30 protein-coding genes are annotated in these 25,038 nt (G+C 38.6%); 16 read left to right on the top strand and 14 right to left on the bottom strand.

The genetic code is table 11. From position 1 onward, the window contains the following. Window positions 1-261: 261 nt before the first annotated feature. From miaB to ybeY, 3 genes are read left to right on the top strand one after another with little or no spacing between them, the layout of a single operon-like run. Window positions 262-1,716, top strand: coding sequence for a tRNA (N6-isopentenyl adenosine(37)-C2)-methylthiotransferase MiaB (gene miaB, locus AC4CUY_RS01595; RefSeq protein ID WP_004717965.1), 1,455 nt, complete (start codon window positions 262-264; stop codon window positions 1,714-1,716). 37 nt (window positions 1,717-1,753) lie between these two features. Beyond that, the gene (locus AC4CUY_RS01590) at window positions 1,754-2,863 is read left to right on the top strand and encodes a PhoH family protein (protein WP_004717967.1); all 1,110 of its coding nucleotides are present in this window, start codon (window positions 1,754-1,756) and stop codon (window positions 2,861-2,863) included. 9 nt (window positions 2,864-2,872) lie between these two features. Next, on the top strand, window positions 2,873-3,358 hold the full coding sequence (gene ybeY / locus AC4CUY_RS01585; RefSeq protein ID WP_490773585.1) for an rRNA maturation RNase YbeY: 486 nt from the start codon (window positions 2,873-2,875) through the stop codon (window positions 3,356-3,358). Window positions 3,359-3,479: 121 nt separating this feature from the next. Here ybeY and AC4CUY_RS01580 read toward each other — a convergent pair whose 3' ends face one another. Next, entirely contained in the window at window positions 3,480-4,331 is an 852-nt protein-coding gene (locus AC4CUY_RS01580) for a PHP domain-containing protein (protein ID WP_336952149.1), read from the bottom strand. Window positions 4,332-4,375: 44 nt separating this feature from the next. On the opposite strand from AC4CUY_RS01580, the gene AC4CUY_RS01575 reads away from it, so the two are divergent. The 4 genes from AC4CUY_RS01575 to mnmC all read left to right on the top strand — a co-directional run bounded on the left by AC4CUY_RS01575 (window position 4,376) and on the right by mnmC (window position 7,873). Continuing rightward, a complete protein-coding gene (locus tag AC4CUY_RS01575; RefSeq protein WP_490773584.1) occupies window positions 4,376-4,990 on the top strand; it encodes an inner membrane-spanning protein YciB in 615 nt (204 codons plus the stop codon). Between the two features lie 26 nt (window positions 4,991-5,016). Continuing rightward, window positions 5,017-5,319, top strand: coding sequence for a YciI family protein (locus tag AC4CUY_RS01570; protein ID WP_004717974.1), 303 nt, complete (start codon window positions 5,017-5,019; stop codon window positions 5,317-5,319). A 4-nt stretch (window positions 5,320-5,323) separates the two neighbouring features. Next, complete coding sequence (locus AC4CUY_RS01565; protein WP_336952150.1) at window positions 5,324-5,845, top strand: SH3 domain-containing protein; 522 nt, start codon at window positions 5,324-5,326, stop codon at window positions 5,843-5,845. 99 nt (window positions 5,846-5,944) lie between these two features. Further along, window positions 5,945-7,873: a bifunctional tRNA (5-methylaminomethyl-2-thiouridine)(34)-methyltransferase MnmC2/FAD-dependent 5-carboxymethylaminomethyl-2-thiouridine(34) oxidoreductase MnmC1 gene (gene mnmC, locus AC4CUY_RS01560; protein ID WP_490773583.1), complete on the top strand. Its 1,929-nt coding sequence runs from the start codon at window positions 5,945-5,947 to the stop codon at window positions 7,871-7,873. 49 nt (window positions 7,874-7,922) lie between these two features. Here the strand turns inward: mnmC and AC4CUY_RS01555 are convergent, their stop codons facing one another. Continuing rightward, window positions 7,923-8,237: a rhodanese-like domain-containing protein gene (locus AC4CUY_RS01555; protein WP_336952153.1), complete on the bottom strand. Its 315-nt coding sequence runs from the start codon at window positions 8,235-8,237 to the stop codon at window positions 7,923-7,925. A gap of 91 nt (window positions 8,238-8,328) precedes the next feature. Between AC4CUY_RS01555 and AC4CUY_RS01550 the strand changes: the two genes are divergently transcribed. From AC4CUY_RS01550 to AC4CUY_RS01540, 3 genes are all read left to right on the top strand, one after another. After that, entirely contained in the window at window positions 8,329-8,817 is a 489-nt protein-coding gene (locus tag AC4CUY_RS01550) for a YajQ family cyclic di-GMP-binding protein (protein WP_336952154.1), read from the top strand. A 28-nt stretch (window positions 8,818-8,845) separates the two neighbouring features. Beyond that, window positions 8,846-9,349 carry a DUF4442 domain-containing protein gene (locus AC4CUY_RS01545; RefSeq protein WP_004717985.1) on the top strand — a complete coding sequence of 168 codons (504 nt, stop codon included), beginning with the start codon at window positions 8,846-8,848 and terminating at the stop codon, window positions 9,347-9,349. Between the two features lie 168 nt (window positions 9,350-9,517). Continuing rightward, window positions 9,518-10,039, top strand: a complete 522-nt coding sequence (locus AC4CUY_RS01540; protein ID WP_336952155.1) for a nuclear transport factor 2 family protein — start codon at window positions 9,518-9,520, stop codon at window positions 10,037-10,039. Between the two features lie 81 nt (window positions 10,040-10,120). Here AC4CUY_RS01540 and AC4CUY_RS01535 read toward each other — a convergent pair whose 3' ends face one another. The 3 genes from AC4CUY_RS01535 to AC4CUY_RS01525 all read right to left on the bottom strand — a co-directional run bounded on the left by AC4CUY_RS01535 (window position 10,121) and on the right by AC4CUY_RS01525 (window position 11,892). Then, a complete protein-coding gene (locus AC4CUY_RS01535) occupies window positions 10,121-10,489 on the bottom strand; it encodes an acyl-CoA thioesterase (RefSeq protein ID WP_419327076.1) in 369 nt (122 codons plus the stop codon). Window positions 10,490-10,563: 74 nt separating this feature from the next. Next, the gene (gene trxC / locus AC4CUY_RS01530; protein WP_056516933.1) at window positions 10,564-10,995 is read right to left on the bottom strand and encodes a thioredoxin TrxC; all 432 of its coding nucleotides are present in this window, start codon (window positions 10,993-10,995) and stop codon (window positions 10,564-10,566) included. Further along, window positions 10,996-11,892, bottom strand: a complete 897-nt coding sequence (locus AC4CUY_RS01525) for an alpha/beta hydrolase (protein ID WP_336952157.1) — start codon at window positions 11,890-11,892, stop codon at window positions 10,996-10,998. Window positions 11,893-12,018: 126 nt separating this feature from the next. Here AC4CUY_RS01525 and AC4CUY_RS01520 point away from each other — a divergent pair, with 126 nt between their 5' ends. After that, on the top strand, window positions 12,019-12,357 hold the full coding sequence (locus AC4CUY_RS01520; RefSeq protein WP_151956787.1) for a protein tyrosine phosphatase family protein: 339 nt from the start codon (window positions 12,019-12,021) through the stop codon (window positions 12,355-12,357). A gap of 252 nt (window positions 12,358-12,609) precedes the next feature. After that, window positions 12,610-13,131, top strand: coding sequence for a peptide-methionine (S)-S-oxide reductase MsrA (gene msrA / locus AC4CUY_RS01515; RefSeq protein WP_419327067.1), 522 nt, complete (start codon window positions 12,610-12,612; stop codon window positions 13,129-13,131). Window positions 13,132-13,563: 432 nt separating this feature from the next. Here msrA and AC4CUY_RS01510 read toward each other — a convergent pair whose 3' ends face one another. The 5 genes from AC4CUY_RS01510 to AC4CUY_RS01490 form a co-directional block, all read right to left on the bottom strand. Further along, entirely contained in the window at window positions 13,564-13,968 is a 405-nt protein-coding gene (locus AC4CUY_RS01510) for an ExbD/TolR family protein (RefSeq protein ID WP_004717995.1), read from the bottom strand. After that, a complete protein-coding gene (locus AC4CUY_RS01505) occupies window positions 13,968-14,591 on the bottom strand; it encodes a MotA/TolQ/ExbB proton channel family protein (RefSeq protein WP_004818829.1) in 624 nt (207 codons plus the stop codon). Before AC4CUY_RS01505 ends, AC4CUY_RS01510 begins: the two co-directional genes overlap by 1 nt. A gap of 27 nt (window positions 14,592-14,618) precedes the next feature. Beyond that, on the bottom strand, window positions 14,619-15,446 hold the full coding sequence (locus AC4CUY_RS01500; RefSeq protein WP_490773582.1) for an energy transducer TonB family protein: 828 nt from the start codon (window positions 15,444-15,446) through the stop codon (window positions 14,619-14,621). A 219-nt stretch (window positions 15,447-15,665) separates the two neighbouring features. Next, a complete protein-coding gene (gene purU, locus AC4CUY_RS01495) occupies window positions 15,666-16,532 on the bottom strand; it encodes a formyltetrahydrofolate deformylase (RefSeq protein WP_336952161.1) in 867 nt (288 codons plus the stop codon). 84 nt (window positions 16,533-16,616) lie between these two features. Then, complete coding sequence (locus AC4CUY_RS01490; protein ID WP_034611676.1) at window positions 16,617-17,309, bottom strand: TetR/AcrR family transcriptional regulator; 693 nt, start codon at window positions 17,307-17,309, stop codon at window positions 16,617-16,619. A 111-nt stretch (window positions 17,310-17,420) separates the two neighbouring features. On the opposite strand from AC4CUY_RS01490, the gene AC4CUY_RS01485 reads away from it, so the two are divergent. From AC4CUY_RS01485 to AC4CUY_RS01470, 4 genes are all read left to right on the top strand, one after another. Further along, window positions 17,421-18,869, top strand: a complete 1,449-nt coding sequence (locus AC4CUY_RS01485; protein WP_336952162.1) for a coniferyl aldehyde dehydrogenase — start codon at window positions 17,421-17,423, stop codon at window positions 18,867-18,869. A gap of 165 nt (window positions 18,870-19,034) precedes the next feature. Beyond that, window positions 19,035-19,271 (top strand): 50S ribosomal protein L28, encoded by a 237-nt coding sequence (gene rpmB, locus AC4CUY_RS01480; protein WP_000048256.1) that lies wholly within the window; start codon window positions 19,035-19,037, stop codon window positions 19,269-19,271. 12 nt (window positions 19,272-19,283) lie between these two features. After that, complete coding sequence (gene rpmG / locus AC4CUY_RS01475) at window positions 19,284-19,439, top strand: 50S ribosomal protein L33 (protein WP_003654787.1); 156 nt, start codon at window positions 19,284-19,286, stop codon at window positions 19,437-19,439. Window positions 19,440-19,621: 182 nt separating this feature from the next. Then, complete coding sequence (locus AC4CUY_RS01470) at window positions 19,622-21,340, top strand: cation:proton antiporter (protein ID WP_336952164.1); 1,719 nt, start codon at window positions 19,622-19,624, stop codon at window positions 21,338-21,340. A gap of 235 nt (window positions 21,341-21,575) precedes the next feature. Here the strand turns inward: AC4CUY_RS01470 and AC4CUY_RS01465 are convergent, their stop codons facing one another. From AC4CUY_RS01465 to AC4CUY_RS01450, 4 genes are all read right to left on the bottom strand, one after another. Continuing rightward, the gene (locus AC4CUY_RS01465) at window positions 21,576-21,854 is read right to left on the bottom strand and encodes a hypothetical protein (protein ID WP_336952165.1); all 279 of its coding nucleotides are present in this window, start codon (window positions 21,852-21,854) and stop codon (window positions 21,576-21,578) included. A 108-nt stretch (window positions 21,855-21,962) separates the two neighbouring features. Continuing rightward, window positions 21,963-22,466 (bottom strand): DUF6586 family protein, encoded by a 504-nt coding sequence (locus tag AC4CUY_RS01460; protein ID WP_004718012.1) that lies wholly within the window; start codon window positions 22,464-22,466, stop codon window positions 21,963-21,965. 221 nt (window positions 22,467-22,687) lie between these two features. Further along, entirely contained in the window at window positions 22,688-22,939 is a 252-nt protein-coding gene (locus AC4CUY_RS01455) for an RNA recognition motif domain-containing protein (RefSeq protein ID WP_336952167.1), read from the bottom strand. Between the two features lie 86 nt (window positions 22,940-23,025). Further along, window positions 23,026-25,017 carry an ATP-dependent helicase gene (locus tag AC4CUY_RS01450; RefSeq protein WP_419358906.1) on the bottom strand — a complete coding sequence of 664 codons (1,992 nt, stop codon included), beginning with the start codon at window positions 25,015-25,017 and terminating at the stop codon, window positions 23,026-23,028. Window positions 25,018-25,038 lie beyond the last annotated feature (21 nt).

Genomic DNA, 25,038 nt, shown 5'->3' with positions numbered 1-25,038 from the left:
ATTTGTGCCTAGTTTAATTATTCTAATCCATTTCTACTGTTGTGTTATGTAACCTTATGATTCATCATTAATATTGTTCTCTATTTTTTCTTCATAATTTTCATTTTCAATGCCCTACAATTCAATAAATGGCAATAGACGCTAAATATTTTCCTGAGTTCACTCTAAATACTATAAAATGACGCGCCTTTTATGAGTCTGTTAAAATAGCAGGCTTAGTACACATTCAAAACTCCCTTTATTCATAGGAAAGACGCCTCCATGACGGTTCAAACCTTCATTCCCAATGGTGCCAAAGCTGCCTCAGAAAACACTGTAACCCAGCCACAGCACACCCCAGCCGACGGTGCAGTAAAAAAACTGTATATCGAAACGCAAGGGTGTCAGATGAATGAGTATGACAGTCATCGTATGGCAGATCTTTTAGGCGACTCACACGGTTATATTTTAACCAAAGATCCAAGTGACGCAGATATCCTGTTAATGAATACCTGCTCAATTCGAGAAAAAGCCCAAGAAAAAGTATTTTCTGAGTTGGGTCGCTGGCGCAAATTAAAAGAAAAAAATCCTGATCTCGTCATCGGTGTTGGTGGATGTGTTGCTTCTCAAGAAGGCGACAACATTCAAAAACGTGCACCGTATGTCGATATGGTTTTTGGCCCTCAAACATTGCACCGTTTACCACAAATGCTGGATCAGCATGTTGAGCAAATTGAAAAGCCGAAGAAAGATAAAATTAAACTTGTAGATATTTCATTCCCTGATATTGAAAAATTCGACTTTTTACCTGAACCTCGTGTTGAAGGTTATAAAGCGTTTGTTTCAATCATGGAAGGTTGCTCGAAATACTGTTCTTTCTGTGTGGTTCCTTATACTCGTGGTGAAGAAGTTTCTCGTCCTTTGGATGATGTCTTGGCAGAAATCGCCGGTTTAGCTGAAAAAGGCGTTCGCGAAATCAGCCTTTTAGGACAAAATGTAAACGGCTATCGTGGTGAAACTTTTGAAGGTGAAATTTGTACCTTTGCAGATTTATTACGTTTGGTTGCAGAGATTCCAGGAATCGGTCGTTTACGTTATACAACATCACATCCGCTCGAATTTAATGAAGATTTGATTCAATGCTACCGTGACCTACCACAAATGGTTTCACATCTGCATTTACCAGTACAAAGTGGCTCAAATGATGTGTTACAAGCGATGAAGCGTAACCACACCATTGATGTCTATATCGAAAAAATTGCCAAACTGCGTAAAGCTCGTCCAGATATGCATTTATCTTCAGATTTTATTATCGGCTTCCCCGGTGAAACTGATGCACATTTTGAAGAAACCTATCAGTTTATCCAAGATTTAGACTTTGATCATTCTTATAGTTTTGTTTATTCAAAACGTCCTGGCACACCAGCGTCTGAATTACCTGATGACACCTCTGATGCAGTCAAGAAAGAACGTTTAGCCAAAGTTCAACACTGGATTAAGCAATCAAGTATTCGTAAAACCGATGCGATGTTAGGCACCATCCAACGTGTGCTGGTTGAAAATGTTTCTAATAAAGATCCAAATTTATTGGTCGGTACAGCTGACAATACACGTTTAGTAACATTTGTAGGTGACGCCTCTTGGGTCGGACGCTTTGCAGAGATTGAGGTTACAGAGATTAAGACCCTAAATTTAGTTTATGGAGAACTCTTGAATCTTGAGCCTGACGTGGCGTAATGTAAGGGTATAGACTTTACTTTAAAAAGGATATCTCTTGACTGCAGCGATTCGACGTACAGTAGCTTTTCCAGGTATTTCAGTTGAACGTTTAAAAAGCATGTTAGGTGCTTATAACGGTCATCTGAAACAAATCGAACAACGTTTAAATGTCAACATTTCTCATCGCAACGATAACTTCTATATCGATGGTGATTTAGAAGCCGTTGAGAGAGCTGAAGGTTTATTGCAGCGTTTGCATGCAGAAGCTGAACTCTCTCAGCAAATCAGTGCTGATACGATTCATTTGATGATTCAAGGCAGCCAAACTGACCGTGAGTTACAAGACGACCTTTCAGACAATGAGCATACCGGTTTAGATGATGTCTGGTTGCAAACGCGTAAAGGTCGAATTAACCCTCGTGGTGCCAATCAAAAACGTTATGTACAACGTATTCTACAAAGCGATATTTCTTTTGGAATCGGCCCTGCAGGTACAGGTAAAACCTATCTTGCAGTCGCTGCTGCGGTAGATATGCTTGAACGTAATGAAATTCAACGTATCCTTTTGGTTCGCCCTGCTGTTGAAGCTGGGGAAAAACTCGGTTTCTTGCCGGGCGATTTAAGCCAAAAGATCGACCCATATCTACGCCCGCTTTATGATGCATTGTATGAAATGCTGGGCTTCGAAAAAGTTGCAAAACTGATTGAGCGCCAAGTGATTGAAGTTGCACCACTTGCTTATATGCGTGGTCGTACATTAAATCACTCCTTTGTAATTCTCGATGAAGCACAAAACACCACCCCTGAACAGATGAAGATGTTTTTGACCCGTTTAGGTTTTGGTTCTCGTGCAGTGATCACTGGGGATATTACACAAGTCGATTTACCACGTGGGCAACAATCGGGTCTTGCTCACGCATTGCGTATCATCGAAAAGATCAAAGAAATTCACATCACTCGCTTCCATTCCCGAGATGTCGTTCGTCACCAGCTGGTACAAAAAATTGTAGAAGCTTATGAAGGATGGGACAGTGAACAATACCGTTTAAGTGCTGAAGCTCGTGCAGAACGTAAAGCACGTCAAGAAGCCTTAATTTCTGAAAATGATTCTGCCGCAGATGCTCAACATGAAGAACATACTGCTGCAAATCAAGAAAATGTTTAAGGACTGTTTTTGAAACTTAGCTTATCGTTACAACAAGCGTTTGAAGCACCAGAATTGGTGCTCAAACGTGTCTATGTAAAAAAAGTCATTGAAACAACACTACATCATATTGATGTAGACCAAGATTGTGAAATTGGAATTGCTTGTGTTGATGAAGATGAAAGTCACAAATTAAATTTTGAATATCGTGAAAAAGACAAACCCACCAATGTATTGTCTTTTCCAAGTGAGATTCCTGAAGAAGTTCTACCCATGCTTGATGCATTACCCATCGGTGATTTAGTCATTTGCATCCCCGTGGTTTTACAAGAGTCGATTGAACAACAAAAGACACCTATTGAGCATTTCACTCATATGCTGGTTCATGGCACCTTACATTTAATGGGTTATGACCATGAAACTTCTGATGATGATGCTGAAGAAATGGAAGCACTCGAAATTGAAATCTTGAAAAAACTAGGCTTTGAAAACCCTTATACTGTTAAAGAAAGCTGATTTTATAATCGACCCCAAATCCCTCTGCTCTAGAGGGATTTTTTGTTTCATTCAAATGAGATGTCTTTCAAAAACAGATCTCATTCAAAATCTAAGTATTTGAATACATCATCAAGGTGTATTATCTGAAACTCTCCCAAATCCCAACTTGCCCTTCTTTGACACGTGGAATATTGCCTAATTTAATCCAAGGCATATTGTCACCATGGAAATCACTCCCCACAGACACTTTTAAACCGTGTTCAGCAATCATTCGATCAACCATTTGTCGTGTTGAAGCAGGTTCCATTGCTGGTGGAAGCTCAACAGCATCACCACCATATTGTGCAAAGATTTCAATTAAATAACGGGTATTTGTTGCTGATAAATCATAACGTGTTGGGTGTGCCAATACTGCAAAACCTTGACTTTCATGAATCACCTGAATGGTTTCTGCCAAACCTAAACCATCAAATTTTACATAGGCTTTTTTACCTTCCTTAATGTATTTATCAAATGCCTGCTGTGCGCGCTGAACAAAACCCTTTTCTACAAGGGTTTTGGCAATATGCGTCCGAGTAATCCGATCAGGTTCACCATCCACCTTTGCCACAACTTCTGCATAAATATCCTGATGAATCAAAGGAATTAACAAATCACAGATTTGCTTGGCTCGCTCAGCACGAATTTTCTTCTGTTGCATTAAAAGCTGTTGTAATGGTTCAGGATTTTGCATATTGAGTGCAACAATATGCACACCATAACTTTTTTTAGTCTCAGGTCTAGACCATTGACTAGAGATTTCCACACCTGAAATGATTTGAATTGGTTGATTTTTTGCAAATTGTTCAGCTTGTATTAAGCCATCCATGCTATCGTGGTCCGTCAATGCAAGTGTATGTATGCTTTTCTCGATGGCAGCTTGAACCAATAACTCTGGAGTCAGAGTTCCATCAGAAATATTACTGTGAGTATGTAAATCTATGCCTTGCATCTTTTATACTATCCCATCAACCTGAACAGACTAGATACTTTAACATGAAAGCACTTTTAGACTTTGTGCCACTCATAATTTTCTTTTATTTATACAAAACGGTTGATCCTAAAAACACCGATCATCCATTATTACAATTGATCGGCTCAGCAGGTGGTGTAAACAACAACAACATCCTTGTTGCAACTACAGGTCTGATTATTTCAATGCTTGTGGTCTATGGTGCGCTATTTATTTTCCAAAAATTCCGTCTGGATAAACAACAATGGTTTGTTTTGTTCATGACCGTCATTTTTGGTGGAATCACCTTGATGTTGAGTGATGATTTTTATATTCGTCTCAAAGCTGCAATTTTGAATTTAGCCTTTGCTGGCGCTTTCTTGCTCTCTCCTTATTTGGGTAAAGAAAAGAAGCCACTCATTCAAAGGTTATTTGGTCCAGTCTTAAACCTGACTGAAAAAGGTTGGAAAAATCTAAACTTTGCATGGGCTGCGATGTTCATTGTCATGTCTTGTTTACATATTTTCTTCGCATTTTTATTTGCAGGTGGAAAATATTGGGGCGAATTTACAGCATTTGGTGACATGATTGTCATGTTTTCCTTTATTATTATCCAGTTTGTTATATTACGAAAACACTTTAAATCTACCGACGAATAAAGTGTTTTAGAAAATCGAGAAATATCATGCCATTATTTGTAATTACTTGTACCGATCAAGCAGGTACAGTAGAAAAACGTCTTGCTGTACGCCCACAACATTTAGCTCGACTCGAAAAGTTAGATGCTGAAGGCCGTGTCATCGTGGCCGGCGCGATGCCGATTGATCGTGAAAATCCACAAGCAGGTTTTTATGGCAGTACTTTAATTCTCGATTTTGACAGCCGTGAAGCTTTGGATGAATGGTTAAAAGACGAACCTTTCTTAAAAGAAGGAATTTATAGTCATATTGATGTTAAACCATTCAATAAAGCATTGCCTAAGGGATAACATAATGCGCGTTGTCGTCCAAAGCTTACTTAGTCTGACTTTAAGTTCTTTTGTACTTTTATCCCCCCTTGTCTCGGCTGAGCCTACTCAATCTTCAGCGACTCAAGCAACGACGGCAGCGCCTACTCAGGTGGCCCAACCTGTTGCACCGCCAAAACCGAGTATTATTCCTGCTGTAGCAGGTGCAAATTCCAGCATCCAAACGCAGGCTCAAGCGCAAGAAAATAAACCTTTAACGGCTGAACAAATTAGCAAAGAAAAAGCATCTCAAGATGCCAAAGCTAAAGCTTTGGTTAAAGACCAAGCAACACGTTTACAGCAACTTGAAAAGGCCAATTTAGAAGCCCTTTCACAGAACCAAGAATTACAACTCAAAAATGACAATCTGGGTGTACAAGTTCAAGTTCTACAAAGTGAACAAAGTGCGCAAATGTTCTTATATGGTGCTGCGACCATTGCTGTTGGTGTTTTACTTGGCTTTTTAATCGCAAGCTATATCTATACCAAACGTCGTCGTCAGTGGTAAGCCCACTGCTTTGACTTTGTGCTTAGAAAGTTTCACGCTTTAACCTGATACTGCGAAATGTCAGGTTTTTTCATTTTAATTATCAAAAGGTAATCTGCTTTGTCAAATGCCATTCAAACAGCCGATTTAGACTGGCAATGTATTGATGGAATTGAAGTTCCAATTTCCAAACAATTTGGTGATGTCTATTTTTCTAAAGACAACGGGTTACTTGAAACCCGACACGTATTTTTGAATGGTAATGATCTTTCAACACGACTTGCAGATTTAGATGATTTTGAATATTTCTGTGTTGGTGAAACTGGCTTTGGTACAGGATTAAATATTTTGGCATTGTGGCAACTTTGGCACAATGTTCGTCCAAAGAATCACAGCCACTTACATGTAATCAGTGTAGAAAAGTTCCCCTTGTCTAAACAGGATTTAACCCGTGCGTTAAAGGTGTGGACTGAACTTCAACAATTTTCTGATCAGTTGATTCAACACTATCCATTGCCCATCGCAGGTTGTCACCGTTTAAGCTTTCCAGAAGCACGTTTTTCAATTGATCTGTGGTTAGGTGATGCACATGATGTATTTCCAGCAATGGTTAAATCTCAACAAGTGAACGCATGGTTTTTAGATGGATTTGCCCCCTCTTGTAATCCAGACATATGGGAAGACAAAGTTTTAAACAATATTGTCAGACTGTCAGATTTTGGAACAACTTTTGCCTCATTTAGCGTAGCAGGTGTGCTTAAACGGGGTCTAAAGCAGCATGGAATCACTATTTCACGTCCGCCTGGTTTTGGTCATAAACGTGAAATGCTACAAGCCATTTGGAGTGCGCCTGAACAAGCAGTCGAAGAAAATCAATCGCAGTCAATAGATCTTGTAGCACAAAACATTCAAAAAAAAATATGGAAAACTCAAAACAATTTACATCAACGCCACATTGCCATCATTGGCGCTGGAATTGCAGGTTTAAGCTGCGCATGGGGATTTGCCCAAAGAGGACATCAAGTTACAATTTACGACCAATCAGCGCCTTTAGCAGGTGCTTCTGGTAACCCTCTGGCCTTATTAAATCCGAAACTCTGCCCTATCGAGCAAAGTTCGGAACATTTAATGACCTTGGCTTGGCAACATGCTTTGCAGCATTATCCAAAATTTCAGGCTTTTCGTCCTATTGCCGTTCAACAATTAGCACAAAAAAATACTGAGCATTTATTGGATTTAGCAGCGCAGTATCCCCAAGGTTTACTTAAAAACCAAACATCCGATGATTTAGAGCTACAAACCACACTAGAGAGTTTACAGCTCACTCAAGCAGGTTCAATTTATCCTCAGCAACTCAAAGACCAAATTCTTGAACATCCGCTGATTCAATTTAAACATGCTCACATTCATAGTATTGCTCAATCGAATCACCATCAATTAACACTACAAGATAGCCAACACACAGATCTTGGTGATTTTAATCATGTGATTGTATGTTGTGCCAAAGAAAGCCATGCTTTTTTTGAGCAGTTCCCGATACTCAACCCGATCCGTGGACAAGTCAGTTGGCTCAACAATGTTAAACACCGATTAGATCCGCAATATGCCTACAGTTATGGAGGCTATTGTATGCAGCTTGATGAGCAGCATTTGATTTTAGGTGCTTCTTTTTATCCCAATCGTGATGACACTGAAGTTTTGCTTGAAGACCATGTGCATAACTATGAACTTATCCACAGTGTGTTTCCACAATACGCAGAATCGCTCTGCAAAGTAGATGAATGGCAAGGTCGTGCTTCAGTACGTGCTCAAAGTCTGGACTATTTTCCATTACTGGGAAAAGTTGAAGCTGAGAAAGAGGTTTATACATTTTCTGGGCTGGGCTCTAAAGGTTTTTTATTTGCGCCCTTGTGTAGTGAAATCTTGGTAGCTTTGGTCCTTCATCAAGCTTGCCCGATTTCTCAAAATTTATTGCAAAAATTAAATCCAAACCGCTTTCAAAAGAAAGTAAAAGAGAAAAAACCTTATTTTAAACCGATACAACCATGATTTTTTTTTATTGATTATTTGTAGTAAAAAAGCGCCTTTCGGCGCTTTTTTACGAACCCTGTTCTAATGGGAGGCCTGCATCACGTGCTGCACGTGTTCCCCCCATAAGCACAACGTAATCACGAGAACCATCTAAACTCTCTAATTTTTCAGCAGCTCGAGGCGCTTTACTTCCACCACCACATAAAATGTAAATGGACTGATCCGAATTCACTTGAGTTAAGCTCTCAGCACTTAAACCATCTATAGGCTGATTTACAGCACCTTTAACATGGCCTTCGGCAAAGGCTTTTGCATCACGAACATCCCAGATAACGGCATTTTCTGGGAACTCAAATGTTGTAATTTCTAATTTACGGATCATTGTGCACTCCTTTGATGTAAACAACACTTGGCAAATGAAGAAAACATCCCTAGCATCTCAGATATTCTTTCCATTTGTAAAGGTCTAAACTATGCCATCTTTCGATATTGTTTCAGAATTAGAGATTTTTGAAGTAAATCACGCTGTTCAAAACACCCAAAAAGAAATTGCAACACGCTTTGACTTCCGTGGTCAGGACGTTTCAATCGAAATTAATGAAAAAGCCAAAGAAATTAAAATTTCAACTGAAAGTGATTTCCAGTGCGAACAAGTCTATAGCATGCTCGAAAATCATTTCTTTAAACGTAAAGTTGATATTCAAGCCCTTGATCCACAAAAAATGACGGCTTCAGGTAAAAACATTGTTCAAGTGATCAAGCTTAAAGACGGACTTGACTCAGATACTGCAAAAAAAATTAATAAAGCCATTAAAGAAAGTGGTGTCAAAGTGCAATCTTCTATCCAAGGTGACAAGATACGTGTAACTGATAAAAAGCGCGATACATTACAGCAAGTTATGGCATTTTTAAAAGAACAACAATTCGGTGTACCTTTACAATTTAATAACTTCAAAGACTAAGCTCTTTAGCAGCACTATAGGTTAAGACATGACTCAGACCAACCGTTTATCTAAACTTGTGAAAGCGACCTCTAAATTCCCTAAAGGCATTCGTAGTACGCTCTGGAGTAAGGCGTTTGGTCGAGTTGTGCCTATGGTGGGTACAGCCAATATTAAATACCTAGAGGTCAGCCATTCAAAAGTTGTGGTTGAAATTAAAAATCACCGTGCTATGCAAAACCATATTGGACAATTACACGCTGTTGCAATGGCGCTGATTGCTGAAACAGCAACAGGCTTTGTCACAGGTATGAATGTTCCTGATAGTTCAATTGTATTGATCAAAAGCATGCATATTGAATATAAACGACCGTCTAAAGGTGATATGACAGCAACAGCGACATTGAGCAAAGAACAAATTTTAGAAATGCAAAGCTCTGAAAAAGGTGAAACGCTAGTTCCAGTCACCATTATGGATGAGTCTGGAAAAGAGCCTGTCGAATGCCAAATGGTGTGGGCTTGGGTGTCAAAAGAACGCCTGAAAAAGAAATAAGTAAAAATCTGCAAATGTAAATAAAACTTACTGTTTAGTAAGTATAAAACTTACTAAAGTACAAATAATGAGTGACGATTATTCACTATATTCATGCTTACTTCCTTATCAAGATGGTGTTATTTCCACCATCTTGAACTATTGAGACTTGAACTATAGAGGATAATCATGCGATCAGCTACGCCAAGAAAATTTATTGTACTCAGCCTAACTCTAAGCCCTATTATATTTCTCACTGCATGTGCCCAAAATCCAAGTCACGTTGCTACTACTACAATGAACAACACATTACCAGCAAATTCAACAACCCAACAAGCGCAACAAAATAAAGCTATTGTGACTGATTTTTATGAGGGTGTATTTCAAAAGCATCAAGTCAAAACATATGCAGATCGTTATATTGATGATCGGTATATTCAACACAATCCACGTGTTCCAGATGGCAAAGCACCTTTTGTAAATCACTTTACTCAGTATTTCCAAAACAATCCAGAAGCAAGAAGTGTAATCAAACGTGCAGTAGCTGAAGGAAATTTAGTGTTTTTACACGTTCATTCAGCTCAAAATCCACATGATCGTGGTGTTGCAATTGTCGATATCTTTAGAGTCGAAAATGGAAAAATTCTTGAACACTGGGATGTACAACAAGCTGTTCCCGAATCAAGCGCTAATAGTAATACCATGTTCTAATAAGATATTTGCATAAACCATTCAAAACACATATTCCATAAAAAAATCCCAAACAATGTTGGGATTTTTTATATCGAGTATTTATGCACTTTGCGAAGCTAAATACTTCTGTTTTACATCTTCAGATATTTGACGTTTATTTCCCGCAACATCTACAGCGACAAAGGTAAATACACCAGCAGTCACTCGTTTGGCAGCACGAGAGCTGTCATGACTATCCCAAACTTCAATCTGCATTTGAATCGATGTATTACCGACCTTTAACAGCTTGGTATAACAGCTGATCACATCCCCCACTTTTACAGGAACAAGAAAAGTCATCTGATTAATCGAAATCGTTGCACAGCGCCCTTTACTAAAGCGTTCTGCATGAATTGCGCCAGCCAAATCCATTTGTGAAACAATCCAACCACCAAAAACGTCACCACTCCAGTTTGTATCTGCTGGCATTGCGATGGTTTGTAAAGACAGTGTACCTTCAGGTTTTACATGAGAATCTGACACAATAACTCCGAGCCCCTAAATTACTTATGGGCATTCAATTGTTGATCTAACCATTCTTGTAATTGGTTAGCACGTAACGCACCACTTATTCTAGCAACTTCCGTGGTTTTATTCATTAAAACCAAAGTTGGAATGCTGCGAATATTAAATGCACTACTTAAGCGTGGATTCGCTTCGGTATCAATTTTAGCAAAAACCACATGAGGGTTATTTTTTGCAACCTCAGCAAAATGTGGTGCCATCATTTTACAAGGACCACACCACTCGGCCCATAAGTCAATCATAATTGGCAAATCACTATGACTAACAAAATTACTGAAATTTTGTTCATTTAACTCAATAGGAGCAAGTGCAATCAAATTTTGATGACATTGACCACAAGTGGGTTGAGCATTTAATTTATCTTCGGGAACTCGGTTTTTTGCGCCACATGATGGACATACAATAATCATCTAGCTCACTCCAATATGTTGATGTAAAAACTCTAATTGGGTCAAAATTGATTTTTCCAACCATTTCCCATGATAAATATCAAAATGCGCCATATCCCATTCATGATATTGCACAAAAGGTGCAATATTTGTTGCAGTTTCTCGGCTAGATTCAATAGGGATAAAACTATCTTTTTTAGCCGCAATAAATAGCACAGGAATATTAATACTTCTAACGGTCTGAATGGGTCTAAAGCGAATTAAATTAAAAAATACACGTGCTGGAACTTCACCACTCCAAAAGTAGTCTGGATTTACAATTGACATATAGCCGTTATAACTATCTTTAGTCGGAATAAAGCATAAATCAAAGGGGTGCACCACAGGTAAAGTTCGTGGAAGTATCCCAACTTTTGCCCCCATATAATCTTGACTGGATATTTTTAATGCCTTGGGTAACTGTTGAATTGGAAATAATTTTGCAGTTTCTGCCCCATCCACATAAGGCACTTGCACCATAATGGCTTGGACACTTTTTAGCTCACTTGCAAGACTAAGTACATAGCCGCCACTCAAAGAAGTCCCCCAAAGCACTATTTTTTTTGGATTAATTTTCTTTTGTGTTGCGACATAACTCACCACGGTTTTCCAATCATCCAACTGATTTTGCAATGAAATGAGTTCACGAGGAAAGCCTGTACTTCCTCCCCAAAAACGATAATCAAACAGCACAACCGCGTAGCCTGCCTGTGCAATTTTTTGCGCATAGCTCACCAACTTAAATTGTCTTAAACATGCAAATCCATGAGCCATAATAATAACAGCAGGTTTTTTTAGATTTTTAGGTCGATAAAAATCTGCCGCTATGACTTCTTGTCCAATGGGGATATATAGTGGTTCAACTGTATATGCGTACATACACACTCCATTGCGTTATCTTTTATAGATATTTCTTTTATAAATCTTTTATCGTTCAAACTCAGTTCTGAGCTTAATGCTATTATATATAGCATATTGGATTTTAAATCATATAGGAGTGACGAAATGAGTGAAAATGTTGGTTTTGCTGGTCAAATTGGTCCAGAACATATTGCTCAAGTGGCAGAAAAAGGCTTTAAGTCTGTAATGAATAATCGTCCTGATTTGGAAGGCGGAACTGAACAGCCCACAAGTGCTCAAATTGAAGAAGCTGCACGTGCAGCAGGTTTGGACTATGTATTTCTACCTGTCGTTGCTGGTCAAATCACAGAAGTTGATGTCAGAAGCTTTGCTAACCGCTTTAACGAGCTTCCAAAACCAGTACTTATGTTTTGTCGTACAGGGAATCGTTCAAATAATCTCTATCAAATTGCAAAACAAATGGATTTATTAGACGACGAATAAATTATCATGAGTAAAAGGCATTCTATTGAATGTCTTTTGATTCGACTTAAATATAAAAGTTTAAGTTGTTAACAGCAATTTAAGTAGATTGCTCTTTTAAAATTTTGCAACAATTTAAACAGATCTCTTTAGTGAATCAAACAGGTATTGTACCTATGCTTAAATGGTTATATGACAAACTAAGCAAGTTCACGATATGATCTTTAGTATCGTTTCATCTTTTCTATAATTTAAAAATAAAGGGATCTTCACATGCAACAGGCTCTATTTGGTGGTGGCTGCTTTTGGTGTACCGAAGCCGTATTTTTACAGCTCAAAGGTGTCAATCACGTAGTCAGTGGTTATGCTGGCGGGCATACTCCCAATCCAACTTATGAAGCAATTTGTAATGGGGATACCAATCATGCTGAAGTGATTTTGATTGAATTTGATGAACAGCAAATCAGTTATCAGCAATTACTCACGGTTTTTTTTGCAATTCATGATCCAACCACATTAAACCGCCAAGGTAATGATATTGGAACACAATATCGTTCGGTGATTTATTACTTTAATGAACAGCAAAAACTTGAATCGGAGCAATTTATTGAACAGCTCAAAGCAGATGGCTTAAATATTGTGACTGAACTCAGTTCAGCACCCGCCTTCCATCCTGCCGAAGAATACCATCAAAACTTCTTTGCCCGTAATCCTGCACAAGGTTATTGTAATTTTGCCATTCCGCCAAAATTACTCAAACTCCATAGCCAGTTTCAAGACTTACTCAAAGATTAAGTATTTTAAATACTCAAACTATTAGACTTCTTGTCAAACTAAGTTTTTGAATAATTTCTAGGAGTGCTTAAGCTTTATCAAGCATGAAACTTTTACTATTGCAGAAAGATAAATCTCTAAAGATCAAATTTATAATGCCTTGCTTTACATTTATAGTTTAAATCACTTTTCGTAGTGGGATGGCAAACCTTGCATTGCAAACAAAGCAATACTTTGTTTTTGCTCATGTTGGATGGGGTACGTCTGTACCCTCCTCTAACTTAGCGACATTTATGTCGCCTCACGATAGAAATACCATCTATGTTTTATCAAAATTTAAATGCATATCAATTTTTAATGCTCAATTTTTGGTTCACACAAAAGTCTGTCTTTAAATCAACATAAAAAAAACCTCCTTAAAAGGAGGTTTTAAAATATTTGTAATTATTCAAATTAATTATCACTCATAAATGCAAGATCATTTAATCCTGCCTCACTTGCACGAGACATCACTTGTGCAACGGTATCATAGCGAGATTCTTTATCCGCTCTTAACTGAACAGCTGGTTTTACTGGCTTTTGACCTTCTTCATCAAATCGTTTAGCCAATTCATCTAAAGTGATGACTTTATCATTCCAAGCCACATCACCATTCTGATTGATACTGATGGTAATTGCTTCAGGTGGAGGCGCAATCACTTCAGCTGTGGTCTTTGGTAAAGTTAATGGTATCGATGGGTTAGCAACGGTGGCTGTCACCAAGAAGATGATCATCAATACCAACATAATATCGATCAGCGGAATGAGATTCATCTCATTCATGCCAGAATCGTTGTCTTCTCCCAATTGAAAAGCCATTAAGCTTGACCTCCAACTAAACCTTTATTTGTAGATTCAGATTCAACTTTTTGCGTTGAAGAATCTTGTTGTAACATCGTATCAATTAACAAACCATGTGCTTGATCTTGCAACTCATTTGACAATGTCCGATTAAAACGTACGCAAATGTTATATGCCAATACTGCTGGAATCGCAACAGCAAGACCTAAACCCGTCATGATCAGTGCTTCACCAACTGGTGTTGCAACTTGAGCTAAACCGGCTTGACCACTTTTACCTACAGCAACAAGCGCATGGAAGATTCCCCATACTGTACCAAACAAACCTACAAATGGTGCAAGTGAAGCAATCGTTCCTAAAACTGAAACACCTTTTTCTGCATTGGCTTTTTCAGCTGAAATTTGACGTAGTAACGCTTGTTCTGCAACTGCTTTACGTTGATCAAAGCTTAATGGCGCAAGCTTGGCTTTTAAGGCTTTTAAAGCCTGAGCAAGGTGATCCTGAGCAACCTGCTTGAGTTGACGCGTGCCTAGAATACGCAAAATGAACACAGTCCACGTTGCAATAGACATTGCCAATAAAACAAAATACAGTGTCTTACTGACCGCATCAGCATGTTGCCAATAAACTGAAAAGTTCATATGCACATTTCCTAATTCTTAAAAAAATTATTTACCTTTAGAGACCGACAACGCAAAATCTTGCCTAATTTTAAACGGCACACCCGCACCATTTTCTTTATAAGCTTTAAATTTTGCAGATTGAGTCTGCTTAACAACATAACTATCTAAACTTGAATTACCGCTGGATTGAAGAATACGAACATTGGTAATATTTCCGCCCGCATCCGCAGTAATTTCTAGATTTACAACCTTGGTTCCATCTTCTGGAGACATCAGTTTAAGTAATTGCTCTTTTGCGATACGTGGACTACGACTCCAAGACACCTGACCTTCGTTTACATTACGCGGCGTGTTTCTTTGCTCTTGATCACGACGTTGGCGATCGCGCTCATCTTGTTCACGTTTTTGACGGTCACGTTCATCTTGTTCACGTTTCTGCTGTTCCGCACGCTTTTGATCATCTAGACGTTTTTGCTCATCTTGACGTGCCTTATCCTGCTTCTGTTGCTCTTCTAAACGCTTTTGTTCTTCAAGCTTTCTTGCCCGATCATCATTTTCTACAGGTTTTTTCTGCTCAATGATTTTTGGCTTAACCACTGGTTTAGGCTCAACTTTCTTCTCTATAGGTTTTGGTTGAACTTTAGGTTTGATGGGTTCAGATGGAGGAGGTGGCGGCGGTGGAACATCTTCTTTTAACTTTAAAAAATTGATTTTTAAAGGTTCTTTCTTTATTTGAGGCAGTTCAAATGGTTTCATATGACTTACCCCCCACAACACACCTGCGTGCCCGACAACAACTGCTAATACTGCAGCAAGGACTTTTTTCTTCATCGGTGGTGGCGTTTGAAGTGGTGCAATGGAAGACTGACTCATAAGAATCTAAATACCTAAAATTGAGCAAACTACAAAAATATGATTTTATAGATTAAGCTCATCGGATAGAACAATTAAAGTGCAACAATGATAAATGAGAAGTGTTTTCATTTGCAACTGGTTTTTCAATATTTTTAATCGATTTTACAAATTAAAAATAAAAAAAGGATGCATAAAGCATCCTTGTTTTACGACTCATATTAAATGTATATTCATATGCTACTGAAAAACAACAGTCTTATTACCATCGACAATAATACGGTCTTCTAGATGCCATTTTACCGCTCTAGCAAGTACATTACGTTCAACGTCTTGGCCTAATTCACGCAGTTGATCCACAGTAAAATCATGGTTTACTCGCTCTACATCTTGCTCAATGATTGGACCTTGATCCAGATCTGCAGTCACATAATGCGCTGTTGCCCCAATCAATTTAACGCCTTTTTCATACGCCTGTTTATATGGATTTGCCCCCACAAAAGCAGGTAAAAATGAGTGATGAATATTGATCACTTTCATTTCCCATTTTTGTACAAACTCTTCATCAAGAATTTGCATATAACGTGCGAGAACTAATAAATCATTGCCTTGCATCAACTCATCGATCTTTGTATAGGCTTCACGTTTATTTTCTTTATTAACAGGAACCACATAAAAAGGAATACCAAAGTTTTCTACAGATTCACGTAAGTCTTCATGGTTTGATACCACTTGGGTAATTTCACAAGGTAAGCCACCTCGAGAATGACGCCATAACAACTCAAGCAAAGCATGGTCAACTTTAGACACCAAAATACCGACTTTTTTAATGTCACTGACCAAAGCCAAACGCCAATGCATACTATAACGTTCAGCCACATTGCTTGCGAAAGTTTGAATGAGACTCTCTCGACGAGATTGCAAATGATCGAGTTCGAACTCAACACGCATAAAATAACGCCCGCCTTGAGCTTCAGTTGCGTATTGATCAAGCGCAGTAATGTTAGCGCCCTGATGATACAAAAAGCTCGATACAGCTTGCACGATTCCTGGCTTGTCTTCACAAGTAATCAGTAGACGCGCTGTGTTGGCAGTAGTCATGTTCATGTTGATGGATATCACTTATAAGTTAATTTAAAAACAGCCAAATATTTTAACGCTTTTTCATCAGCTTTCAATCTTGATTCAGCCTCAATCACGTTTTACAGCAGATAAACTGGCAAATAATTCCGAAGAACCGAAGCTTTCTAGCAAGCGTTCATAGGTTTCACGACTTTCGCCACGTAAATAAGGGCCTTCCAAAAACACCATCTGGCGCAATGCTTGCCAAATCCATTTTTCATCTAAATGGTTCGAATCACTTAAATGCCCAGACATATAAAGAAAATTTGTCCAGTTGGTCAGCACGATCCAAATATTGATGATGAGTGCTTCAATTTCAGAAGGTGTCATCTGCATAAGTCCCGCCTCAACAAAGGCATGATAAATTTTTTGCCCTTGTTGCATCACCTTGCCAGCGAAGCGAGGGTAAATTTTTCTAAAGTCATCATTATTTTCAATTAAATGATAAACATCACGATGTAGAAAGCGATATTCCCATAGCTGGCTGCTTAAAACTTGGAAATAACGGATTTTATCATTCGCATTGACTCCACGGTCATCGGGTAATGACAGCATATCTAAAGTTTCTTTTTGGTATTGTTCCATCAATTCTTTGATGATTTCTTGTTTGTTTCGAAAATGATAATACAAATTTCCAGGACTGATCCCAAGCTCTGCTGCAATATGATTTGTTGTAACTGCACGTTCGCCGCGCTCATTAAAAAGTTGCAGACTAATCTGCAAAATTCGGTCTTTCGTTTTCAAAGTTTTGGAGCTCGACATCCTATTACCATTTTTAACCGTTAGCACAAGCTAACATAAAGTGACTTGACTATTTAGAGTATTTACTCTAAAAATTATATTATATTAACCTATTCGTAAATGGTGTTTGTCATGAACAGTCATACAAAAACAAATTCAATGACTTCTTACTCACCTGAAGTTCAACGTATGCATGACATTCTTGAACAACAGAAAGTCGCTTATCAACGCTATCCTGTTCCTACAGCAAAGGAACGTATTGAACGTTTAGCTCGCTTAAAGAAAGTTCTCGTAAAATACCAAGATCAATTTGCAGAAGCAATCAATCAAGACTATGGCAATCGTTCGATCAGCGAAACTAAAATTGGTGAACTACTCACATGTTTAGAACAAATTAAATATTATAGCAAGCATTTAACAGCATGGATGAAACCATCTAAGCGCCATGTGTCTATCTTACACCAACCAGCCAAAGCTTGGGTGCAATATCAGCCTTTAGGTGTGATTGGAATTATTGCACCATGGAACTATCCATTGTTACTTTCTGTTGGTCCACTAATTTGTGCATTGGCTGCAGGAAATCACGCAATACTCAAAATTTCAAGTTCATCTTCTAATTTTGGCTTCGTACTTGAAAATGCACTCTCAGAAGCTTTTCCACAAGAATTGGTTGCCGTGGTGAATGGTGGTGGTCAAATTTCAGATGCATTTTCACATTTAGCATTCGATAAAATCATTTTTACTGGCTCTACCAATGTCGGTAAAACCGTCATGTCTGCTGCTGCCGAAAATCTAGTGCCTGTTATTCTTGAGCTTGGTGGTAAATCACCTGTAATCGTACATCCTTCAAGCGATCTCAATCTGGTCGCTGAACGTATTGCTTTTGGTAAATTATGGAACTCTGGTCAAACCTGTGTAGCACCAGACTATATGTTCCTACCTAGAGGAAAAACTGCCGAGTTTATTGAAAGCTTTAAACAAGTTGCAACAACAATGTATCCAACGATTCGTGACAATCAAGATTATACTAGTATTATCAACGATAAGCAGTATAACCGCGTTCAAGGTTATTTAGAGGATGCACGACAGCAAGGTGCTGAGCTGATTGAAATCAATCCTCAAAATGAAGAATTAGCAAGTGTACGTAAAATTGCGCCCACATTCTTAACAAGCGTCCTACCAACAATGGACATTATGAAGAATGAAATCTTTGGCCCAGTTCTTCCTATTATGGAATATGATCAAATTGACGATGTGATTGACTTTATTAATGGCAGACCACGTCCACTTGCTTTATACTACTTCGACTTTGACAATGCCCGTGCAGAATACGTTTCCCAACGTACCCATTCTGGGCATTTCGGTCAAAATTCCGTAGTTACCCATGTTGCACAAGACGATTTACCATTTGGTGGCGTTGGCGCATCTGGTATGGGCAAATATCATGGCCCAGAAGGTTTCTTTGGTTTATCACATGAGCGTTCGGTAATGTCTATTCCTAAGCTATTTAGCTTAAAATTCATATTAGCGCCTTATGACAAAGCCCTAAATAAGATTTTAGAGAAAACTTTCTTACGTTAACTGATCAAGGCATGATCTATCAAATTGGATCATGTTGCGTTTTGACGAATTCCGCTTGTCTTTTAAGCGGAATTTTGGTATAAAACGCCCCTTGAATGAATTCAATCCGTTTTATTTTGACTGGCCATACAGATTTGCTGTTGGCTAAATCAATGGAGTTACACCATGTCTAAGGTTTGCCAAGTTACCGGCAAGCGTCCAGTCGTTGGTAACAACGTCTCACACGCCAACAACAAAACTAAACGCCGGTTCGAGCCGAACCTGCATCACCACCGTTTCTGGTTAGAAAGCGAAAAACGTTTCGTACGTCTTCGTTTAACCACTAAAGGTATGCGTATTATCGACAAATTGGGCATTGAAAAGGTTGTTGCTGACCTTCGTGCTCAAGGTCAAAAGATCTAAGGAGTCTGAACCATGCGTGATAAAATTCGCTTAGTTTCTACTGCTGGTACAGGTTATTTCTATACCACTACTAAGAACAAACGTACTATGCCGGAAAAAATGGAAATCAAAAAATTTGATCCAAAAATCCGTCAACACGTAATCTTCAAAGAAGCTAAAATTAAATAATTTTAGTTTTCTTAAAAAATACGATCCATTTGGATCGTTTTTTTTGCCTTTTTTTTCTTCGACTTGTTAAACTCTTTAACGAATTTGGCACTGATTGTGCATTTTATATGGCTTTATACAAAGTCATTACCTTAAGAAATGATTTTTTGAATGATTTCTCCTGAAGATTTAAGGAGTATTTAGTGCCTCATGATGTAGATCTGATTATTTTACTTGCAGTTGGTTTTGGTATAGCACTGATTTTTGGCTATATCGCTGCACGATTACGCCTACCACCTTTGATTGGTTATTTAATTGCGGGAATTATCATCAGCCCCAATACCCCAGGTGTTGTTGCAGATATCGCGCTGGCCAATCAGCTTGCTGAATTAGGTGTCATGTTCTTAATGTTCGGTGTCGGGATGCATTTTTCCCTCAACGATTTAATGCAAGTCCGAAAAATTGCCCTGCCTGGTGCAATTTTACAAATCGCAGTTGCGACATTACTGGGTATGGCAGTTTCCATCTTTTGGGGCTGGAGCTTTGGTTCTGCACTGGTCTTTGGCTTAAGTTTATCCTGTGCAAGTACGGTGGTTTTACTCAAAGCATTAGGTGACAAAGGACTGCTTAACTCGGTGAATGGTAAGATTGCCGTTGGTTGGTTGTTGGTCGAAGATCTGGTCATGGTTTTAGTCCTCGTTCTACTGCCTGCAACAGCAGTACTTTTAGGCGGACACACCATTGCAGGGCATGAATCTGATCAAAATATTTGGTTAACACTCGGTATTACCCTATTAAAAGTGACAGGTTTTATTGCATTTATGCTGATTATTGGGAAACGACTTGTCCCAATGATTATGCAATATGTGGCACGTTTAGGCTCTAGAGAGCTTTTTACATTAACTGTGGTCGCAGCAGCAGTATCCATCGCATATGGCTCATACGCAATCTTCGGTGTTTCTATGGCACTTGGAGCATTTTTTGCTGGGATGGTGGTTAAGGAATCAGATTTTAGCCATCGTGCAGAAGAGGAAACCTTACCTTTACGAGAAATTTTTTCGATCCTATTTTTCGTTTCTGTCGGAATGTTATTTGATCCGCGTATCCTTGTGGAACAGCCTCTGCATATTTTAGCGGTCATCGCCATTATTATGATTGGTAAGACGTTAGCTGCAATGGCATTGGTATTATTTTTCCGTTATCCCATCAACACAGCATTAACAGTGGGTGCCAGTCTGGCACAAATTGGTGAGTTTTCCTTTATTCTCGCAACTTTAGGCTTATCGCTGGGATTGCTTAGTCCTGAAGCACAAAACTTAATCTTAGCGGGTGCTTTATTTTCCATCACGCTCAATTCATTCCTATTTTCTGCGATTGAACCAGTACAAAACTGGATCCGTGAGCGTTCGCATTTAGCACGCTTACTTGAACGTAGTGGTGATCCACTGGCGATGCTTCCAGATGAAGTCGATCAAGCGTATTTACGCGATCAAGTGGTGATTGTTGGTCATGGTGAAGTCGGACGTCGTATAACCAAAACATTGATGGATGATGGCATCAAAGTGGTTATCGCTGAAGAGAACCGCGAGATTGTAGAGAATTTGCGTGAAAAAGGCATTGCTGCGGTTTCTGGTCGAGCAACTGAACCCAGTGTATTGATTCAAGCCCATATCCAACATGCACGACTATTGGTGATTTCACCGATGGATATTGTAGATATTCATAAAATTGTCGATACGGCCAAGCTACTTAATCCAGAAATTCAAGTGTTAGTCTGTGCTGAAAATAAAGAAGAAGCTGAAGTGATCCGTAAAGACAATGTCGGTGAAGTGTATTATGCAAAAGAAGAAATGGCGAAAAACATGAGTAATCATATTTTAAACCAAATCCAAATTGCTCATCATCATGAACCCACACATTGAAATAGGGCTATCGTCAAAACTCACTTAAAGCAACTGAACATTTATTTGTGAAAGTTTGCTTATTCGTGGTGTTTACCTCCAATAGTGGCATGAATGCCACTATTGGACAAAGATATAGCTTTTATAATTTGATATCTTCTTTTGATATCCTCTATGAATATCATGCTATTGACATACAAAGAAAAACGCACTCGAAAGTGCGTTTATTGTATTTATTCTAGAATAAATGAAATCACTAGCTCATAAATTTTGGTTGTTCATCTACAACTTCAGCGTGCCATTCATCTGCCTGTTTTTCAAGTAACGCAAATAATGCAGCTTGAATCATCTGTTGCGCAATCGCTGGCGTTTGATCACCCAGTAGTGCTTTCACTTCTTCATTAAATTGAATAGTGACCAATGGCTCTTTTTCAGAACCTGCATTACGCAGTGCCAGCTCCCCACCTTCGAGCTGTACCAACTCCAAAATAGCTTCCTGATTTCCAAATAACTCTTTTAACTGTTCGATAGACATAAATCCTCCATGCTCAACATGGGGCAAGGTGCTGAATGCACTTTGCATCTTGTAGATATTTTATATAGTCATTTAAAACAAAATTTCAAGTATATCTGATCAAAAAGATCAGAATTCAACCATTTCATTACGAAAACCATCAATAAGCTGCGATAAATCTCGGTGCCACTCTCTTAGAATCTTTGTATCAGGCAACCAAGCTTGTGGTGTTTGAGTCACTTTGATAATTAAGTTTGATGATGTTTCATCTTCTGGTTCTGGTGCACTTGGCTCAGGTGCATACTGACAAAGTCGATATGCTCTTTTGAGTTCGGCAATAAATCCTTCTTTGGCTAATTTTTGCATCACTAAAACTTCTGGTGATACTTGTCCTTTAGCCGCCATATTTTCTTCGATTGACTTTAAGGTTGGGGAAAAATCATTTAAACGGTAATAACGTACCAACTCTTGCAGAAAGGCTAAAACCGCACCATGTAAATGAAATACTGCTGCTTCACGATGTGCTTGAGCTTGTTGAACATTTTCAGTTTGTTCTCCTTGCATACATGCAAGACGAGCAAAGTAAAGTTTTTGATTGGTACGGTCTGCATGAAAGCGAGCTACACGTGACATGGAAGTTCCCTAAGATTTTGGCATTCTTTACAGTCTTAGCTTAATCTTTATTGAACAAAAATCACAATGAATTTTATCCATGTTGTATGTCAATAAAATAGATAGCGCTCGTTTTTACAAAAATATCAGTTTAAGTTTTTATTTTTATCATGATTTGGCGAGATCATTTAAATACTAAAATAAAAAAAGGAGCAATAAATGCTCCTTAGAATATCTGCCAATTATGCTTCTGGCTTATCTTCCGCTGCTTTTACACGAATTCCATGACCATGTAAGCGCAAAGTATTCAAAGCTTTAATCGCTTTGACTGCTTCTCTACCATGTGGCATTTCAACAAAAGCAAAACCTTTCGATTTTCCTGTTGCCGTATCAAGCACTAAAGTACAAGTATCTACTGTACCATATTGCTTAAATAACTCTAACAATTCAGCTTCAGTTACAGTACGTTCTAAATTACGAACTAAAATTTTCATCTCACAACCTTAAAATATAAACGAGGCAAAAAACATCAAAAAGCACTCGCCTACCTACTTTTTGAATGAAAAACGATTGCTATAGTTTAATCTAGATCTATACCAAAATCTAAATTAATCGCCCGACGCTCGATTAAGGCACTTTTTACAGTTTGCTCTCGCTGTCTGTAGTGGGTTTCTGTAGTACATAAATTTCGAGTTAAGTCATTGAGAAAATAACTTTCAATCTTACGACCTTGTTCATCCGTTTGCGTATGGGCCCAAAAACTTAAATTTTGTTTGGTTAAAATAAGTTCATTTTGGGCGCGTGTTAAAGCCACATAAAGCACACGACGCTCTTCCTCAACTTCATCGAAATTTCCTTGAGCACGTGCATTAGGATATTGCCCCGCAGAGACATTTGCCACATAGCAAACCTTTTGTTCTGTACCTTTCGCAGAATGGATCGTAATTAAAGTCACCACATCATCTTGCGACTGACGTTCAATTTCACTGATTGAAACAGGATCAAGCACATATTCTTCTAAGAACTCGCTCAGTTGGGTATGTTTAGATGCCAATTGCTTAACCAAATCAAAATCACCCACCCGTTTATGCCAATCTTTTTTGGCATAATTTTCTTCAAGTTGATTGAGAATAGCCTCTACACCGAGTTTTACACAGGCTTCAACTTCAGTTTTCAATACACTCATTTGCTTCATAATCAGCAATGTATTGTCAGGAATGCGTCCAAACTTTTCTAATTTTTCTGTGATTTTCTCAATATCTGCATCAAGTAACAGTTGTTGCGCCAGCTTACTCGCACCGACATCGCCCACGCCATTCCACAAGGTTAAAAACCGCATCCATGCAATATCATCCAATGGATTGGCAATAACACGCAATAAGCTCAGTAAGTCTTTAACATGCGCTGTTTCAAGTAACTTCATCCCACCAATAAATCGGTAAGGAACATTGGCTTGGATAAAAGCAGCCTCAATATGTCTTGCCGCAAAGGCTGAGCGCACCAACACCATGTGGTCATGCCAAGCTGAACCTTCTAATAAATGTCGCTCTTTGATGTCGATCGCGATCCATTTTGCTTCATCAAACTCGTTTGGAAAAACATGCATTCGCGGTTTAATGCCTTCACCACGATAAGCTTCAAGTTTTTTATCGTAATGAATATCGCTTTGATCAAGCAACCAGTTTGAAAAATCTAAAATTTCTTGAGTAGAGCGATAATTTTTTTCTAATTTAAAAATCTCTGCATCTGGTACACGTTCTTTAAAATGGTGGATATTTTCAAAATCCGCACCACGAAAACCATAAATTGACTGTGCATCATCCCCCACACAGAACAATGATGTTTTGTCTTTTAATGGTTCAAGAATCGCCCATTGCAAAGGATTGGTATCCTGCATTTCATCAACTAGCATGTACTGACATAAGCCCGCGACATAATCTGCTAAGCCATCCGACTGAGCCAAAGCAGAAGCAACCACGGCGAGAATATCGTCGTAATCTAGAAAACTACGTGCCCGCTTTCGGGTTTCGTACTCTTTCATGATTTCAGCAATTTGGTCTTTATCATCTAAAAACTCAGGCAATTGCTTTTCTAAAGCCAAACTTAGTTTTTGTCGGGTATTACGCGCAAAGGAATATAAATCACAAAGCTGTTGTGGTTTGGGTAAAGCGTTGGGATTCTTTTTATCGTCTTTTCCACGAATCAAACGAAACAGCATCAATTGATCATCACGATCTATAATCGAAAATTGATCTAATCCAAAAGCTTTTGGCACGCGTCTGAGTAAATACATGCAGAAGGTATGAAATGTAGATGCTCGTAACCCTTTGGCCTGATCACCTAAAGCAAGTTCTACTCGCGCCACAATCTCGCTGGCAGAACGGCGGGTAAATGTCAGAATTTGGATTTGATTGGCAGGAATGCCCTGATCAATGAGATATGCAGCTCGTGCCACAATGGTTTTGGTTTTGCCACAACCTGCCCCAGCAAGAACTAGACTATGTTTTTTTTCAGTCGTAGCAGCTTGTTTTTGTTGAGGGTTTAATTCATTAATCAGGTTGGCTAAACTCATTTTCACTCATCATTTTATGGA

Source organism: Acinetobacter sp. 778_lipA (assembly GCF_058242985.1).
Note: the sequence above shows the minus strand (reverse complement) of the source record. Positions and strands in the feature narration are given on the sequence as shown.

What these genes read in the sequence shown, in the direction of transcription:
- rpmB (WP_000048256.1), top strand. Translation starts at nt 19,035, where the DNA reads ATGTCTAAGGTTTGCCAAGTTACCGGCAAGCGTCCAGTCGTTGGTAAC.
- AC4CUY_RS01465 (WP_336952165.1), bottom strand. Translation starts at nt 21,854, where the DNA reads ATGTCTATCGAACAGTTAAAAGAGTTATTTGGAAATCAGGAAGCTATT.
- AC4CUY_RS01540 (WP_336952155.1), top strand. Translation starts at nt 9,518, where the DNA reads ATGCGATCAGCTACGCCAAGAAAATTTATTGTACTCAGCCTAACTCTA.
- AC4CUY_RS01545 (WP_004717985.1), top strand. Translation starts at nt 8,846, where the DNA reads ATGACTCAGACCAACCGTTTATCTAAACTTGTGAAAGCGACCTCTAAA.
- msrA (WP_419327067.1), top strand. Translation starts at nt 12,610, where the DNA reads ATGCAACAGGCTCTATTTGGTGGTGGCTGCTTTTGGTGTACCGAAGCC.
- AC4CUY_RS01490 (WP_034611676.1), bottom strand. Translation starts at nt 17,309, where the DNA reads ATGTCGAGCTCCAAAACTTTGAAAACGAAAGACCGAATTTTGCAGATT.
- AC4CUY_RS01555 (WP_336952153.1), bottom strand. Translation starts at nt 8,237, where the DNA reads ATGATCCGTAAATTAGAAATTACAACATTTGAGTTCCCAGAAAATGCC.
- rpmG (WP_003654787.1), top strand. Translation starts at nt 19,284, where the DNA reads ATGCGTGATAAAATTCGCTTAGTTTCTACTGCTGGTACAGGTTATTTC.
- AC4CUY_RS01505 (WP_004818829.1), bottom strand. Translation starts at nt 14,591, where the DNA reads ATGAACTTTTCAGTTTATTGGCAACATGCTGATGCGGTCAGTAAGACA.
- AC4CUY_RS01460 (WP_004718012.1), bottom strand. Translation starts at nt 22,466, where the DNA reads ATGTCACGTGTAGCTCGCTTTCATGCAGACCGTACCAATCAAAAACTT.
- miaB (WP_004717965.1), top strand. Translation starts at nt 262, where the DNA reads ATGACGGTTCAAACCTTCATTCCCAATGGTGCCAAAGCTGCCTCAGAA.
- trxC (WP_056516933.1), bottom strand. Translation starts at nt 10,995, where the DNA reads ATGATTATTGTATGTCCATCATGTGGCGCAAAAAACCGAGTTCCCGAA.
- AC4CUY_RS01550 (WP_336952154.1), top strand. Translation starts at nt 8,329, where the DNA reads ATGCCATCTTTCGATATTGTTTCAGAATTAGAGATTTTTGAAGTAAAT.
- AC4CUY_RS01570 (WP_004717974.1), top strand. Translation starts at nt 5,017, where the DNA reads ATGCCATTATTTGTAATTACTTGTACCGATCAAGCAGGTACAGTAGAA.
- AC4CUY_RS01580 (WP_336952149.1), bottom strand. Translation starts at nt 4,331, where the DNA reads ATGCAAGGCATAGATTTACATACTCACAGTAATATTTCTGATGGAACT.
- AC4CUY_RS01450 (WP_419358906.1), bottom strand. Translation starts at nt 25,017, where the DNA reads ATGAGTTTAGCCAACCTGATTAATGAATTAAACCCTCAACAAAAACAA.
- AC4CUY_RS01525 (WP_336952157.1), bottom strand. Translation starts at nt 11,892, where the DNA reads ATGTACGCATATACAGTTGAACCACTATATATCCCCATTGGACAAGAA.
- AC4CUY_RS01485 (WP_336952162.1), top strand. Translation starts at nt 17,421, where the DNA reads ATGAACAGTCATACAAAAACAAATTCAATGACTTCTTACTCACCTGAA.
- AC4CUY_RS01510 (WP_004717995.1), bottom strand. Translation starts at nt 13,968, where the DNA reads ATGGCTTTTCAATTGGGAGAAGACAACGATTCTGGCATGAATGAGATG.
- AC4CUY_RS01535 (WP_419327076.1), bottom strand. Translation starts at nt 10,489, where the DNA reads ATGCCAGCAGATACAAACTGGAGTGGTGACGTTTTTGGTGGTTGGATT.
- AC4CUY_RS01575 (WP_490773584.1), top strand. Translation starts at nt 4,376, where the DNA reads ATGAAAGCACTTTTAGACTTTGTGCCACTCATAATTTTCTTTTATTTA.
- AC4CUY_RS01455 (WP_336952167.1), bottom strand. Translation starts at nt 22,939, where the DNA reads ATGAAAATTTTAGTTCGTAATTTAGAACGTACTGTAACTGAAGCTGAA.
- AC4CUY_RS01500 (WP_490773582.1), bottom strand. Translation starts at nt 15,446, where the DNA reads ATGAGTCAGTCTTCCATTGCACCACTTCAAACGCCACCACCGATGAAG.
- AC4CUY_RS01520 (WP_151956787.1), top strand. Translation starts at nt 12,019, where the DNA reads ATGAGTGAAAATGTTGGTTTTGCTGGTCAAATTGGTCCAGAACATATT.
- purU (WP_336952161.1), bottom strand. Translation starts at nt 16,532, where the DNA reads ATGAACATGACTACTGCCAACACAGCGCGTCTACTGATTACTTGTGAA.
- AC4CUY_RS01565 (WP_336952150.1), top strand. Translation starts at nt 5,324, where the DNA reads ATGCGCGTTGTCGTCCAAAGCTTACTTAGTCTGACTTTAAGTTCTTTT.